The following is a 14,903-nucleotide window of genomic DNA, read 5'->3' on the forward strand; positions in this document are numbered from 1 at the left end:
TTCTCGAACAGCGTTAACCAAAAAAATGTGCCTCGTTCAAAGCGTGAGTCTTTTTCATCACACCGCCTCATATTGAGTCTTTCGCCGCCAAGCCGACTCAACATCTTGTGGGTCTTGCTTCGTTCCTGCGCGGGTCAGCGCATTTGTTAACGGCGAGCTCTAAGCTGCTGATCTTGACGCCGGACTCCCAAGGACTCATCGCTTGGCTTCAAGAGATACGGGGGTTTGCATATGGGTGTGATGGAGCGCGTCGCGGCGCCGCGGCGAAAGAAGGCGAACGCGTCAGCCGCATTGGACATGACGGCGCAGATTCCGGTCGACACCCTGCTGCGGGGCGACTGCATCGCGCATATGGCGGCACTGCCTGACGGCTGCATCGACATGATCTTCGCTGACCCGCCCTATAATCTCCAGCTTGGCGGCGACCTGTTCCGGCCGGAAGGCAGCCGGGTCGACGCGGTCGACAATGACTGGGACAAATTCGATACGCTGGGCAGCTACGATCGTTTCACCAAGGCCTGGCTGCGGGAAGCGCGGCGCATCCTGAAGCCCAACGGCACCATCTGGGTGATCGGCAGCTATCACAACATCTTCCGCGTCGGCACCGCGCTCCAGGATGAAGGTTTCTGGATCCTCAACGACATCATCTGGCGCAAGTCCAACCCGATGCCCAATTTCAAGGGCACCCGCTTCACCAACGCGCATGAGACGCTGATCTGGGCCAGTCAGGGCGAGGACGCGCGCTACACCTTCAATTACAAGGCGATGAAGACGCTTAACGACGAACTGCAGATGCGCTCCGACTGGGTGCTCCCGATCTGCGCCGGGCAGGAGCGGTTGAAGCGCAACGGCACGAAGGCGCACCCGACGCAGAAGCCCGAGGCTCTGCTCTATCGCGTGCTGCTGGCCTGTACCAAGCCGGGCGACATAGTGCTCGATCCCTTCTTCGGCACCGGCACGACCGGCGCCGTCGCCAAACGGCTCGGCCGCAAATGGATCGGCATTGAGCGGGAAGACGACTATATCGACGTGGCGCTGGAGCGGATCGAGGCCGCATTGCCGCTGGACGAAAGCGCGCTCACCATCATGCAGAGCGCGCGCAGCCAGCCCAAGGTGGCGTTCGGGACGCTCGTCGAAACCGGCTATCTCAATCCGGGCGCGATCCTGACCGACTCCAAGCGGCGATGGCAGGCGGTGGTGCGGGCGGACGGATCGCTCGGTGTCGGCACGGACAGCGGTTCCATCCACAAGATGGGCGCGACGTTGCAGGGCGCGCCGAGCTGCAACGGCTGGACCTTCTGGCACCATGAGGCGCAAGGGCGGCTGATGCCGATCGACACGTTGCGCCAGACATATCTGCTGGCGAACGAGCCGTAAGGAAGCATGTGCTACGGCGAAGGCCGCTCGCGTTGAACTGCGCTCCTGCCTTCGCAGGAGCACGGAACCGCGCTAAGCACCGTCCATGCTCCCCACCATCCCCGCCCATTTCCGCCTTTATCTCAAGCCCGTCTGGTTCGTGCCGTCGCCTATCGGCCTGCCAGACAGAAGCGCCGCGCGGATGGGCAACGGGCTCATCTGGTTCCAAGGCTATGAGGTAACGGCCCTGGACGGCGCGCGGCGGATCGGCCGCTTCACCGTGGCGGTGGCGGAATTCGACGCCTGGCTGACGACTTTGCCTGACGTGCTGAGGCAGCGGGCAGGGATGCTGGCGGCGAACATTTCAGCGCAGCGAGCCCCGCTGGCGCTGGGCGAGCGCACGATCCGCTTCGACGCGCCGCAGGTGATGGCGATCCTGAACGTCACGCCCGACAGTTTTTCCGATGGGGGAAAGCATCTCGATGATCCGAAGGCGGCGGCGGACGCGGGCTTCGCGATGGCGGCGGCGGGCGCGGCGTTGATCGACGTGGGCGGGGAGTCCACCCGTCCGAAGGCGGCCAAACTCTGGGAAGGCGACGAGATAGCCCGCATCGTCCCGGTGATCGAGCGGTTGGCGGCGGCGGGCGTGCCAATGTCGGTAGACACGCGTAAGGCGGCAGTGATGGAAGCGGCGCTGGCGGCGGGTGCGGCCATCGTCAACGATGTGTCGGCGCTGGCGCACGATCCCCGCAGCCTTGAGGTAGTGGCCCGCGCCGGTTGTCCGGTGATCCTGATGCATGCGCCGTCCAGCGGCGACGATCCGCATCATAATCCGGCGGGCTATGGCGATGTCGTCGCCGACGTGTTCGACCATCTGGAAGCGCGCATCGCAGCGGCGGAAGCGGCGGGGATCGCGCGCGAGAAGATCATCGTCGATCCGGGGCTGGGCTTCGGCAAGGGGCTGGCCGACAATCTGGCGCTGGTGAACGGGCTGGCTACGTTCCAGGGGCTTGGCGTGCCGCTGCTTTTCGCCGGCAGCCGGAAGCGATTGATCGGTGCCCTGTCGAACGAAGCGCCGGCGGCCGATCGGCTTGGTGGCTCGGTCGCGCTCGCCTTCCGCGCCGCGCAACTCGGCGCGCAGATGGTGCGGGTGCATGATGTCAGGGAAAGCGTGCAGGCGCTGCACCTATGGCGTGGGCTGGCGGACGCAGGGCTGAGCGGGGTTTGACCGCTGTCTCCGATCAAAAGGGCAAGAGCGCCTCATAGTCTTCCCGCCCCGGCTTCCCCTCGACCCGCTGGCCGCGTTTGATAAGAAACGCGTGCCGCACGATTTCCGCCTGCTGCTCGATGCCGTAGCGGGTGAAGGGCTTTCCCGGCACATAATCATAGGCATATCGGCAGAAGGGATGGCGCATCAGGGGCAGCCACCATTTGCCGCTTCGCTGCGCCTGCCAGACATGGGTCATCTCATGGATGAAATGGCCCTGGATGTGCAGCGGGCTGGCGCAGAAATCGTCGCAATAAAGGCCGCCCTTGGGCGCGAACCAGAGATGGCCGTCCGGGGCCATGGTCACGCCGTCGGGTTGGAGCGGCCACCATTTGCGATTGTGGATGCGCACCGCTCCATAATCGATCGCGCGCCCGAATACCGAGCGAGCGAGCGCCACCTCGTCGTCCGTCAGCGATCGCCCCGTCAATGGCGGGCATGCTCGTCCGGTTTCGCGGCGGCGGGCGCGCCGCCCGCGCCCTCCGGCTTGCGGATCACCGCATCCACCAGCAGCCGGTCGCCATTGCCCATCAGGAAGGTCAGCTGCATCTTGCCGCGGTTGATCGCCGTATCGTTCACGCCCCACAGCATCAGATGCTTGCCGCCCGGCGCAAAGGCGACCGTGCCCTTGGCCGGAACGTCGACGCTGTCGACCGGCTGCATCGACATCATGCCGTTCTTGTCCTTGCTCTCGTGCATTTCGACCTTGAGCGCGTAGTCGGTGATGACACCCCGGATCTGCGCACCCGAATCGCCGCCATGGGCGACGAAATAGCCGGCGGACGGCGTGTCCTTGTTAGGCGAGAGCCGCACCCACGCCTGGTCAACATAGGCAGGGGCGGGGTCGCCGCAGCCGTTCAGGGCCAGCGGAGCCGCAAGGGCCACAAGGGCCAGGGGTGCTCGCATCCAAATCTCCATGCCATATATCCACATTGTCTCGTTTCCGGTCGTTCCGCAAAGCTAATGGGCGATGCTTCTTGTGCCAAGCGAAAGCGCGCCTATATCCCGCATGCAAACCGGCCTTGCCTTGGCGCTTTAGTGAGGTATTGGGCCGTCGACCGCTGAAAATTTGGGGTTATAAGAGGACAAGATGGCAAAAGTTATCGGGATCGACCTGGGCACCACCAACAGCTGCATCGCCGTGATGGACGGCGGCAAGCCCAAGGTCATCGAAAATGCGGAAGGGGCGCGGACCACGCCCTCGATCGTCGCCTTCGCCAAGGATGGCGAGCGCCTGATCGGCCAGCCGGCCAAGCGCCAGGCGGTCACCAATCCGGACAATACGATTTTCGCGGTGAAGCGCCTCATCGGCCGCCGCTTCGATGATCCCATGACCAAGAAGGACATGGAACTCGTCCCCTATTCGATCGCGAAGGGGCCGAATGGCGATGCGTGGGTCAAGGCCGGTGGCCAGGATTACAGCCCGTCGCAGATCAGCGCCTTCATCCTCCAGAAGATGAAGGAAACCGCCGAGAGCTATCTTGGCGAGACTGTGACGCAGGCGGTTATCACCGTCCCCGCCTACTTCAACGACGCCCAGCGTCAGGCGACCAAGGACGCCGGCCAGATCGCGGGCCTGGAAGTGCTGCGCATCATCAACGAGCCGACTGCGGCTGCCCTGGCCTATGGCCTTGAGAAGCAGGATGGCAAGACGATCGCGGTCTATGACCTTGGCGGCGGCACGTTCGACATTTCGATCCTGGAGATCGGCGATGGCGTGTTCGAGGTGAAGTCGACCAACGGCGACACCTTCCTGGGCGGCGAGGATTTCGACGCGAAGCTGGTGGAATATCTCGCGGCCGACTTCCAGAAGGCGGAAGGCATCGACCTCACCAAGGACAAGCTGGCGCTCCAGCGCCTCAAGGAAGCGGCAGAAAAGGCCAAGATCGAGCTGTCCTCGGCACAGACGACCGAAGTCAACCTGCCCTTCATCACCGCCGACCAGAACGGGCCGAAGCATCTCGTCAAGACCGTGACCCGCGCCGATCTGGAGCGGCTGGTCGCCGACCTCATCAAGCGGACGATGGAGCCTTGCAAGAAGGCGCTGGCCGACGCCGGCGTTACCGCCAACGAGATCAGCGAAGTCGTGCTGGTGGGCGGCATGACCCGCATGCCCAAGGTGCGCGAGGCCGTGAAGGACTTTTTCGGCAAGGAGCCGCACACCGGCGTCAACCCCGACGAAGTCGTCGCCATGGGCGCGGCCATTCAGGCGGGCGTGCTCCAGGGCGACGTCAAGGACGTGCTGCTGCTCGACGTGACTCCGCTCTCGCTGGGCATCGAGACGCTGGGCGGCGTGTTCACTCGCATGATCGACCGCAACACCACGATCCCCGCCAAGAAGAGCCAGGTCTATTCGACCGCTGACGACAATCAGCAGGCGGTGACGATCCGCGTGTTCCAGGGCGAGCGCGAGATGGCGGCGGACAACAAGCTGCTGGGCCAGTTCGACCTGGTCGGCATTCCGCCCGCGCCGCGTGGCGTTCCTCAGATCGAGGTGACGTTCGACATCGACGCCAACGGCCTCGTCAACGTGTCCGCCAAGGACAAGGGCACCGGCAAGGAGCAACAGATCCGCATCCAGGCGTCGGGCGGCCTCAGCGACTCCGACATCGAGCAGATGGTCAAGGATGCCGAGCGCTTTGCCGAAGAGGACAAGAAGCGGCGCGAGGCAGCGGAAGCCAAGAACAACGCCGAGAGCCTCGTCCACACCACCGAGGGCCAGCTTGCCGAGCATGGCGACAAGGTTGACGCGAGCCTCAAAGGCGAGATCGAAACCGCCATCGCGGCGACCAAGTCCGCGATCGAGAGCGGCGACGCGGAAGCCATGAAGACCAAGGCGCAGGAACTCGCCACGGTCGCCATGAAGCTGGGTCAGGCCATTTACGAGAAGGAGCAGGCCGCCGCCGCTTCGCCGGACGCCGAAGCGCCCAAGGCGGATGACGATGTTGTCGATGCCGAATTCTCGGAAGTGGACGACAACAAGGCGTAAGCCTCTAGACTGCCCCCGCCGCTGGATCGATCCGGTGGCGGGGGGAGCCGGGAACAAAGATGACGACCGAACTCGACTATTATGCTCGACTGGAAGTCGAGCGCACGGCGGATGGCGCGACCATCAAGAGCGCCTATCGCAAGCTCGCGATGAAATATCACCCGGATCGCACCGGGGGAGACGCCGACAGCGAAGCCAAGTTCAAGGCCGTGTCGGAAGCCTATGAGTGCCTGAAAGACCCTCAGAAGCGCGCAGCCTATGACCGCTATGGTCATGCCGCCTATACCAATGCTCAGAACGGCGGAGGCGGCGGCGGGTTCCGTGGGCAGCAGGGCGGTTTTTCCGACCTCGGCGATATATTCGAGACGATCTTCGGCCAATCCGGCTTTGGCGGCGGTGGACGGCAGCAGCAGCGCCGTGGCGCTGACCTGCGTTACGATATGGAAATCAGTCTCGACGAGGCCTATCATGGCAAGCAGACCGACATCCAGATCGAGGTGTCGGCAGCCTGCGAAGCGTGCGACGGATCGGGCGCGCAGCCGGGCACGGGCGTCAAAACATGTGGGACATGCAAGGGCCATGGCCAGGTCCGCGCGCAGCAGGGCTTCTTCGTGGTCGAGCGGACCTGCCCGTCCTGCCATGGCGCGGGGCAAGTGATCGAAAGCCCCTGCCGTTCCTGTCGGGGCGAGGGGCGGGTGGACCGACCCAAGACGCTGTCCGTCACCATCCCTGCGGGCGTGGATGAAGGCACGCGCATCCGCCTCTCGGGCGAGGGCGAGGCAGGCGCGCGCGGCGCGCCTGCGGGCGACCTCTACATCTTCCTGCATGTGAAGCGGCACCCGATCTTCGAGCGGGACGGCACGACCCTATTCTGTCGCGCGCCGGTCAGCTTCACGACGGCGGCGTTGGGCGGCAGCATCGAAGTGCCCGGTCTCGACGGGAAACGGCATGAGATCAAGATCCCGAGCGGCATCCAGTCGGGCAAGCAGATCCGTCAGCGAGGCGCGGGCATGCCAGTCTTGAACGGGCGAGGGCAGGGCGATCTGGTCGTCCAGGTCGATGTCGAAACGCCCACCAAGCTGTCCGCCAAGCAGCGCGAACTGCTGGAGGCCTTCCGCGATACGGAGACGGGTGAGGAATGCCCGGCGTCCACCGGTTTCTTCGGCAAGCTCAAGGAATTGTGGGGCGAATGAAGCAGGCGCAAGAGATGTCCCGCTATTGAAAAAGGCTCCGGGGAACATCCGGAGCCTTTTTCATTGGGCCGATGCAAAGGTCGTCGGCCTGGTAAAGGCCGTCAGGCCGCCAGGAACAGGTCTGGATCAAGCGCCATCAACGTCTCTGCGCCGCCCTCGATCTTCCGGCGCAGCGATCCCGCATCGGGCATGATCCGTTCGGCAAAGAAGCGTGCCGTCACCAGCTTGGCTTCCAGGAACTTGGCGTCGCCTTCGCCTGCTTCGATCAGGGTGGTGGCCGCCTTCGCCATGCGCAGCCACATCAGGCCGGTCGCGACGATGCCCAATATGTGCATATAATGGTGCGCACCCGCTCCGGCATTGTCCGGATTCTTCATGGCGTTCTGCATCAGCCACATCGTTGCCGCGCCGAGCTGGCCGCTCGCCTTCTCCAGCGCATCGGCGATGGGAGCAAGCTGCGCATCCGCCTTGGCTGCCGCAACTTCTTCAGCCACCGTCTTCAAGAAGGCCTGAAGCGCGCGGCCGCCGTTCATCGGCAGCTTGCGGCCGACGAGGTCCATCGCCTGCACGCCGTTGGTGCCTTCGTAAATCTGGGCAATGCGGGCATCACGCACATATTGTTCGACGCCATTTTCCCAGATGTAGCCGTGCCCGCCGAACACCTGCTGCGCGGCGACCGCGACGTCGAAGCCCTTGTCGGTGCCATAGCCCTTCACCACCGGGGTCAGCAGCTGCAGCATGTCGTCGGCGGCCTGACGCTCTTCTTCGCTCGCTGCATTGTGGGACAGATCGACTTGCAACGCGGTCCACAGGATGAGCGCGCGAAGCCCTTCGGTCAGCGCCTTGGCTTCCATCAGCATGCGGCGGACGTCGGGATGGACGAACAGCGTGTCGGCTTTCTCGTTCGGTTCTTTGGGGCCGGTGAGGGCGCGACCCTGACGGCGATCCTTCGCATAATGGACGGCGTTCTGGAACGCGATCTCTCCCTGGCCCAGCCCTTGAAGGCCGACGCCCAGCCGCGCAGCATTCATCATGATGAACATGGCGGCTAGGCCCTTATTCTCCTCGCCCACCATCCATCCGGTCGCGCCGTCATAGTTCATGACGCAGGTGGCGTTGCCGTGGATGCCCATCTTATGCTCGATCGATCCGCAAGATACGGCGTTGCGATCGCCCAGCGATCCGTCCTCATTCACGAAAATCTTGGGCACGACGAAGAGAGAGATGCCCTTGCTGCCTTCAGGCGCGTCCGGTGTCTTGGCGAGGACGAGATGGATGATGTTGCCGGCCAGATCATGCTCGCCGGCGGAAATGAATATCTTGGTGCCGGTGATGGCGTAGCTGCCGTCCTGCTGCGGCACGGCCTTGGTCTTGATGAGGCCCAAGTCCGTGCCCGAATGCGGCTCGGTCAGGTTCATCGTGCCCGTCCATTCGCCTGAAACCATGCGGGGGATGTAACGGTGCTGCTGCTCGCTGCTTCCCTTCGCCAGCAGCGCGGAGATGGCGCCGGACGTCAGGCCGAAATACATTTCGAACGCCTGATTGGCGGATGACATATATTCGCCCAGCGCCGTCGCCACGACCATCGGCAGGCCCTGCCCACCAAATTCCTCCGGCGCGTGCAGCGTGGTCCAGCCGCCGGCAACATATTGATCGTAGGCGGCCTTGAACCCTTTTGGCGTCGTGACGCTGCCGTCGCTGTTGCGCACGCAGCCTTCGCGGTCACCAGACGCATTCAGGGGAAACAGCACCTCGGCCGCCATCTTCCCGCCTTCGGTCAGAATCGCTTCGACCAGATCGGGCGAGGCGGACGCAAAGCCGGGCAGGTTGGCGTAACGGTCCAGCCCGACGACATGGTCCAGCACGAAACGGGTGTCGCGAACGGGGGCGGCGTAGCTGGGCATGATCTTCTCCTGCGACTATTCTTATGGGGGGTGGGGGCTTATTTCTGCTCGATGGTGGATACGAAGGCGGCCAGTTCGGCGATCGCGGCGTCGATGTCGTCCTTCTGCCGGGTCAGCAGGGCGATGCGCGCCTTGCACTTGTCCACGGTGACGCGCCTCTGCGCCTCATGTTCCTCGTCCGCGTCATAGAGGTCGATCATCTCGCGGATTTCGGTGAGGCTGAACCCCACTCGCTTGCCCCGCAATATCCAGGCGAGGCGCGCACGGTCGCGGCGGGAATAGATGCGGGACAGGCCCTGCCGTTCCGGCGAGATCAGCCCTTCGTCCTCATAGAAGCGCAGCGCCCGTGCCGTCACGCCGAATTCCTCCGACAGGTCGGTGATGCTGTAGCTCTGCCGTTCGCTATGGTCGGGCAGTTCGATGCCGGCGATGCTGCTGCGCTTGTCCATGGCAGCAAATTACCATGCTTTACGTTTACGTCAAGGTGAGTTTGAGGCGCTTCCCGTTGCAGTCGCTTTGGGCTAGGGGCTCTGCATGATCCGCCTGTCCGGCTTGAAACTTCCGCTCGACCATCCGGCCGATGCGATCCCCATTGCCCTGTGCGAACGGCTGGGGCTGGAGCCGCATGAACTGCGCGGGCATGTGCTTGTGCGCAGAGGCAATGACGCGCGTCGGCGCAATGCGATCCAGCTCGTCTATACGCTTGACGTCGATGTGGCGGATGAGGCGGCCGTGCTGGCCCGTTTCGCCAATGATCATGACGTGCGGCCGACGCCCGACACAGGCTACCGGTTCGTGACTCACGCTCCTGAAAGCTGGCAGGGCAAGCGTCCGGTCGTGATCGGTGCGGGGCCGTGCGGCCTGTTCGCCGGCCTCATCTTAGCGCAGATGGGCTTCCGGCCGATCATACTCGATCGTGGCAAGGTGGTGCGGGAGCGGACGAAGGACACATGGGGCCTGTGGCGCCGGGGCGAACTCGATCCGGATTCCAATGTCCAGTTCGGGGAAGGCGGGGCCGGCACCTTCTCCGATGGCAAGCTCTATTGTCGGGTCAAGGATCCGCGCTTCCTGGGCCGCAAGGTGCTGGAGGAATTCGTCGCCGCCGGCGCGCCCGACGACATATTGTGGGAGGCGCACCCGCATATCGGCACCTTCCGCCTCGTCTCCATGGTCGAATCCATGCGCCGCCAGATAGAGGGGCTGGGTGGCGAATATCGCTGGCAGCAGCGCGTCGATGATCTGGTGCTGGAACCGGCGAGTGACGGAACCCAGCGGCTGCGTGGCGTGGTGCTGGCGGACGGCTCCGTGATCGAGAGCGATCATGTCGTGCTCGCCATCGGCCACAGCGCTCGCCCGACCTTCGAGATGCTGCACCGGCGCGGCGTGCATATGGAGGCGAAGCCCTTTTCCATCGGCGTGCGCATCGAGCATCCGCAAAGCTGGATCGATCGCGCCCGCTACGGCAAGTGCGCCGGTCATCCCGATCTAGGCGCGGCGGCCTACAGCCTCGCCCATCATTGCGGCAACGGGCGCACGGTCTACAGCTTCTGCATGTGCCCGGGCGGCCGCGTGGTGGCGGCGACTTCGGAAGAGGGGCGCGTCGTCACCAACGGCATGAGCCAATATAGCCGCGCCGAGTTCAACGCCAATTCGGGGCTGGTCGTAGGCATCGATCCGGAACGCGACTATCCGGGCGGGCCGCTGGCGGGCATCGACTTCCAGCGCCATTGGGAAAGCCTGGCCTACGTCGCCGGCGGATCATCCTACCATGCGCCGGGGCAGACGGTCGGCGATTTCCTGGCGGGCCGGCCTTCCACTGCGCTGGGGTCGGTCGAACCCTCCTACAAGCCGGGCGTGACGCCGACCGACCTGTCGCAATGCCTGCCGTCCTTCGTGATCGACGCGTTCCGGGAGGCGCTGCCCGTCTTCGGCCGGCAGATCGCCAATTATGATCATCCCGACGCCGTCATGACCGGCGTCGAAACACGCACATCCTCGCCCCTGCGCATCAACCGGGGCAAGGATTTCCAGAGTCTCAATGTCGCCGGACTCTATCCTGCGGGCGAGGGGGCGGGCTATGCTGGCGGCATCCTGTCGGCGGCCATCGACGGGATCAAGGTTGCTGAAGCGGTGGCGCAGGCGATCATGGCTTGAGGCCATATGCGCAGTCGCACGCTCTAGCCGGGAAGAACAGGTCTACGGGAAAATGGATGCCCGACAAGGGCATAAGCAGTCCGTCAAAATCAATGGGATAGAGAGGCTAACCGCTCAAATCCCGCCACGCATTTCTGCGGCGAACGGGAAGGGACTGGCTAACCTTTTGGCGGTGGAAAATGGATAGGGGCAAGGTCACTCCGATCCGGCCCGACCTCATGCGCCTGCCGATCGTGTCGCCTGCTGAATGGGAAGGCCGACCAGCGCCAGCAAGGCTGTGGCTTTGGGACGACATGATCCCCGTCATGCGCGCCACGTTGCTGACCGGCGATGGCGGCTCCGGCAAATCGCTGTTCGCGCAGCAGCTCGCAACATGTGTTGCGTTGGGCCTGCCGTTCCTTGGTATTCCCACGCGGCAGCAAGCGTCACTGTATGTCACTTGCGAGGACGATCTAGGCGAGCTGCATCGCAGGCAGGAAGCTATTTGCAAGTCGCTCAATGTCAGCATGGGCGAACTGGATGGCAAGCTATTCCTGCTAAGCCGCTGCGGGGAGCTAGATAACTCGCTCTTGAGCTTCGACCCTGACGGCGTCATCCGGCCTTCGCCCTTCTATGAAAGCATCGTGTCGACGGCGCATGGGCGCATTTTCTTCGCGGTATTGGACAACATCGCTCATCTTTTCGAGGGCAATGAGAACATCCGAAACCATGTCGCGATCTTCTGCAACATGCTGGAACGCCTTGCCCGCGACATTGGCGGGACCGTGCTTTTCCTTGGGCATCCTTCGAAAAATGGCGCGCAATACAGCGGCTCGACGGCGTGGGAAAATCAGGTCCGATCGCGCCTGTATCTGTCGCGGGGCAGCGCCGAAGAGGCTCAATATGATCCTGACTTGCGGGTGCTGAGCCGAGCGAAATCCAACTACGCGCAGACCGGCGACGAAATCCAAATAAGGTGGAAGGATTGGACGTTTGAACTTGCCGACGCCCCTTCCACTGATTGGCATGAACAAATGGCGAGCAATGCCCAGGCGGCGGCGGAGAACGCCAAATTCATGTCGCTGCTGCGAGTGCGCGTGAAGCAAGGCCGCACCGTCAGCGGTCGCCCTACGGCTCGCAACTACGCGCCGCGCGAATTCGCGAAGATGCCTCAAGCGAAGGGGTTCAAGGTCGAAGAGTTCGAACGCGCCATGGAACGATTGTTTGCTCTCGAACACATTGTCGAGATCGAGGTGCGCAACTCCACCGATCGCCACACGAGCCGATGCATCATGCCCGCTGAAGAAGGTGCGGGCCAGCTGCGGGGCAGCTGCGGGGCAGCTTCCGACGAAATGCGGGGCAGTGCTTCAAACCCGCAGAAAACTGCGGAAAAGGAGTGCGGGCCAGCTTTTGCGGGCCAGCTTGCGGGGCAGCTTTTTGACCAAAACGACGGCACTCCTCAAACCCGCAGAAATCCTAGGGAAATAGGTGCGGGCCAGCTGCGGGGCAGTTTTGGTGCTTCGGGTGGGCAGGGGAGCCCCCCTATAGGGGGGCTTCCCCAGCCCCCCACTCCCGAAGCGGAGGACATCATCTGGGATGATCCGGGCGAAGGGGACGACCAATGATCGGCGGCACGACACCGGCAAGGGTGCGGGCGCTCGCCAAGGAAGTGGGCAGGCTGCATCCCGACTGGCGCAATCCCGAACGCTACTTCGAGCGGCGTGACGAATTGAGGCGCGAGCTTCACAAACTAGCGAACGCGATGGAGCGACCGCATGGCTGACTGGCCCTACAACACCGCAACGTGGAAGAGACTGCGCCTGGCGCATCTGGCGCTTTTCCCAATGTGCGAGGGATGCGAGGCAATGGGCCGCATGACGATGGCGAACACCGTTGATCACCGGGTATCGATCAATGCCGGCGGTGATCCGTTCCCGTCGCATGACGGGCTGGCGAGCTACTGCCCCGGCTGCCACAGCGCTAAGACGGCTCGGGGCATCGAGGCGGGCGCGGTGCGGACGAAGAAGCCCCGGCGCGGCTGCAATCCCGATGGCTCTCCCATTGATAGCGCGCACCCATGGAACGGAGGCGATGGCCTCCTATCAGCGGCCGCGATCGAAAGGCGGATGCCGTCCGATTTGAGACCCGCCCGCATCCCCCTAACGATCGTCTGCGGAGCGCCAGGTTCAGGCAAATCGACATACGTGCGGGAACACGCGCGGTCGCGTGACATCGTCATCTGCCTCGACACTATCATGCAGCAGATTAGCGGCCTGCCTGAACATATGGCACCGCCGCACTTGCTCGCCAGCGGACTAGAAAGGCGCAACGCGATGCTACGCGCCTTGGCAGATGATGACGAACATGCTGCGGCATGGTTCATCGTGTCGGCACCTAAAGCCTGCGACCGGCGATCATGGACGGCTCGATTGGGTGGACGCTTGATCGTGATGGAAACTCCATTGGCAGAATGCGTCCGCCGCATCAGGGCTGATGCCGGTCGGCAGCTGCGGGTGACGCAGATGGTCGCGGCAGCGGTCGAATGGTGGGCGGCGAACCCCAATCTGGTCCGTCGAAAATCTCTTGGGGCTGAGGGAGGTGGACCGATTTCGTCCCTTTCTCTAGAGTTAGTTTCTTCGGGGAATGGCTCAAAACCGCCATTTTCGGGGCGCGGCTGATGGGGCAGCGCGGGCCAGGAGCGTCGAAATTGCGGGCGGTGGCGGGCCTTGCCCATAAGCCGGATGACAGCGGCCAGGCGCTGCTTGCCTTTGCGGAGCTGCAACAGCCGAAGGCAGCACCCCAGCCATGGGAAGCCGATGGGCTGACGCGGGCGGAAAAGGTGATCGCCTTCGTCGAATCGCTCCCCATCACCAAGGGCTTTGGCGCTGGCGAGCGGGTGCAGCTGATCGCGTTTCAGCGCCAATGGATTGAGGCGATCTATGGCGAGGATGGCGACGGGCGCCGGCGCGTCCGCACTGGCCTGCTGAGCGTGGCGCGTGGGCAGGGCAAGACGGTGCTGGCGGCGATGCTGTGCCTTGCCCATCTGGTCGGCCCGGAATGCGAGCAGCGCGGCGAGTGCTACAGCGCGGCCGCGACGAAGGATCAATCCGCGCTGATCTTCGCGGAAATGGAAGCGATCATCTTCGAGACGCCCTGGATCGCCGCCCGCGTCAACGTCCAGCGCTTCCACAAGCAGATCGAGGACATGCAGACCGGCTCGAAGTTTCGAGCGCTGGCAAGCGACGGCGCGTCGGTGCATGGCCTCGCATCGTCTTTTGTCGTTTGTGACGAGCTGGCGCAGTGGAAGAAGCGCGAGCTGTTCGATGTGCTGCGCACCTCCATGGGCAAGCGCAAAGAGCCGCTGATGCTCGTGATCGGGACGCAAAGCCCCTATCCTGAAAACCTCATGTCGGAGCTGGTGGACTATTCCGACCGCGTGAATGGAGGCGAGATCGAAGATCCAAGCTTTCACGGCGTGGTCTATGCCGTGCCGGAGGATGCCGACCCATATGACCCGGCCAATTGGGCGCTGGCAAATCCTGCCCTTGGCGTTTTCGTGTCGAAAGAGCAGATCGCGGACGAGGCGAAGCGCGCCAAGCGAATGCCGACATTTGAACCGGCCTTCCTGAACCTCCATTGCAACATGCGGGTGGACGCAGAGCCGAAGGCGATCAACCCGGCCGAGTGGCAAGCCTGCGGCCAAGCGGTCGACTTGGAGGCGCTACGCGGGCGACCCTGCTATGGCGGCCTCGACCTGTCGAGTGTTCGCGACCTGTCAGCGCTGGTGCTGTATTTCCCCGAAGATGGCGGCGCGGTGCTGCCGTGTTGGGGTGGACGGCTCCCAACGGCATCGCAATGTGCCAGAGTGAGTGCGTTGCAAGACTCAATCAAGGGAGCCGCCCGTGGAGCAAATTACCCGCATAGGCATGGATACGTCTGTCAATCGGCGTCCAAACGGGACCCCCGATCGGCGCGCAAAAGGGACCCCCTTTCGAGTATGGCACGACGGTCGAGGAACGCTCCTTGCGCTGCGCGTGGCGTAGGGAGGGCGGAGCCCGACC

13 protein-coding genes are annotated in these 14,903 nt (G+C 63.6%); 9 read left to right on the forward strand and 4 right to left on the reverse strand.

All coding sequences use genetic code 11. The features are described from left to right. The first annotated feature begins 231 nt into the window (after positions 1-231). Together ACFQ24_RS14180 and folP are read left to right on the forward strand one after the other, a co-directional pair. Positions 232-1,377, forward strand: a complete 1,146-nt coding sequence (locus tag ACFQ24_RS14180) for a site-specific DNA-methyltransferase (RefSeq protein WP_380912284.1) — start codon at positions 232-234, stop codon at positions 1,375-1,377. A gap of 85 nt (positions 1,378-1,462) precedes the next feature. Next, the gene (folP, locus tag ACFQ24_RS14185; protein WP_380912286.1) at positions 1,463-2,584 is read left to right on the forward strand and encodes a dihydropteroate synthase; all 1,122 of its coding nucleotides are present in this window, start codon (positions 1,463-1,465) and stop codon (positions 2,582-2,584) included. Between the two features lie 13 nt (positions 2,585-2,597). Here folP and ACFQ24_RS14190 read toward each other — a convergent pair whose 3' ends face one another. Next, entirely contained in the window at positions 2,598-3,053 is a 456-nt protein-coding gene (locus ACFQ24_RS14190; protein ID WP_380912288.1) for a vgr related protein, read from the reverse strand. Continuing rightward, complete coding sequence (locus tag ACFQ24_RS14195; RefSeq protein WP_380912290.1) at positions 3,050-3,529, reverse strand: copper chaperone PCu(A)C; 480 nt, start codon at positions 3,527-3,529, stop codon at positions 3,050-3,052. Before ACFQ24_RS14195 ends, ACFQ24_RS14190 begins: the two co-directional genes overlap by 4 nt. Positions 3,530-3,713: 184 nt before the next feature. On the opposite strand from ACFQ24_RS14195, the gene dnaK reads away from it, so the two are divergent. Together dnaK and dnaJ are read left to right on the forward strand one after the other, a co-directional pair. After that, positions 3,714-5,612, forward strand: coding sequence for a molecular chaperone DnaK (dnaK, locus tag ACFQ24_RS14200; protein ID WP_380912292.1), 1,899 nt, complete (start codon positions 3,714-3,716; stop codon positions 5,610-5,612). Positions 5,613-5,671: 59 nt separating this feature from the next. Beyond that, on the forward strand, positions 5,672-6,805 hold the full coding sequence (dnaJ, locus tag ACFQ24_RS14205; RefSeq protein WP_380912294.1) for a molecular chaperone DnaJ: 1,134 nt from the start codon (positions 5,672-5,674) through the stop codon (positions 6,803-6,805). A 101-nt stretch (positions 6,806-6,906) separates the two neighbouring features. Here the strand turns inward: dnaJ and ACFQ24_RS14210 are convergent, their stop codons facing one another. Both ACFQ24_RS14210 and ACFQ24_RS14215 read right to left on the reverse strand, forming a co-directional pair. Further along, the gene (locus ACFQ24_RS14210) at positions 6,907-8,709 is read right to left on the reverse strand and encodes an acyl-CoA dehydrogenase C-terminal domain-containing protein (RefSeq protein ID WP_380912296.1); all 1,803 of its coding nucleotides are present in this window, start codon (positions 8,707-8,709) and stop codon (positions 6,907-6,909) included. A 38-nt stretch (positions 8,710-8,747) separates the two neighbouring features. Further along, positions 8,748-9,158: a MerR family transcriptional regulator gene (locus ACFQ24_RS14215; RefSeq protein ID WP_380912298.1), complete on the reverse strand. Its 411-nt coding sequence runs from the start codon at positions 9,156-9,158 to the stop codon at positions 8,748-8,750. An 85-nt stretch (positions 9,159-9,243) separates the two neighbouring features. Between ACFQ24_RS14215 and ACFQ24_RS14220 the strand changes: the two genes are divergently transcribed. The 5 genes from ACFQ24_RS14220 to ACFQ24_RS14240 form a co-directional block, all read left to right on the forward strand. Next, positions 9,244-10,863: an NAD(P)/FAD-dependent oxidoreductase gene (locus ACFQ24_RS14220; RefSeq protein ID WP_380912300.1), complete on the forward strand. Its 1,620-nt coding sequence runs from the start codon at positions 9,244-9,246 to the stop codon at positions 10,861-10,863. Between the two features lie 179 nt (positions 10,864-11,042). Continuing rightward, positions 11,043-12,467, forward strand: a complete 1,425-nt coding sequence (locus ACFQ24_RS14225; protein WP_380912302.1) for an AAA family ATPase — start codon at positions 11,043-11,045, stop codon at positions 12,465-12,467. Continuing rightward, entirely contained in the window at positions 12,464-12,625 is a 162-nt protein-coding gene (locus ACFQ24_RS14230) for a hypothetical protein (RefSeq protein WP_380912304.1), read from the forward strand. Before ACFQ24_RS14225 ends, ACFQ24_RS14230 begins: the two co-directional genes overlap by 4 nt. Continuing rightward, a complete protein-coding gene (locus ACFQ24_RS14235; RefSeq protein WP_380912306.1) occupies positions 12,618-13,520 on the forward strand; it encodes an AAA family ATPase in 903 nt (300 codons plus the stop codon). The genes ACFQ24_RS14230 and ACFQ24_RS14235 overlap by 8 nt, the downstream gene beginning before the upstream one ends. Continuing rightward, positions 13,520-14,903 (forward strand): terminase large subunit domain-containing protein (locus ACFQ24_RS14240; RefSeq protein ID WP_380912308.1); only part of this gene is annotated, 1,384 nt, incomplete at its 3' end. The genes ACFQ24_RS14235 and ACFQ24_RS14240, both read left to right, overlap by 1 nt.

Source organism: Sphingobium olei (assembly GCF_042678845.1).
GTDB lineage: Bacteria > Pseudomonadota > Alphaproteobacteria > Sphingomonadales > Sphingomonadaceae > Sphingobium > Sphingobium olei.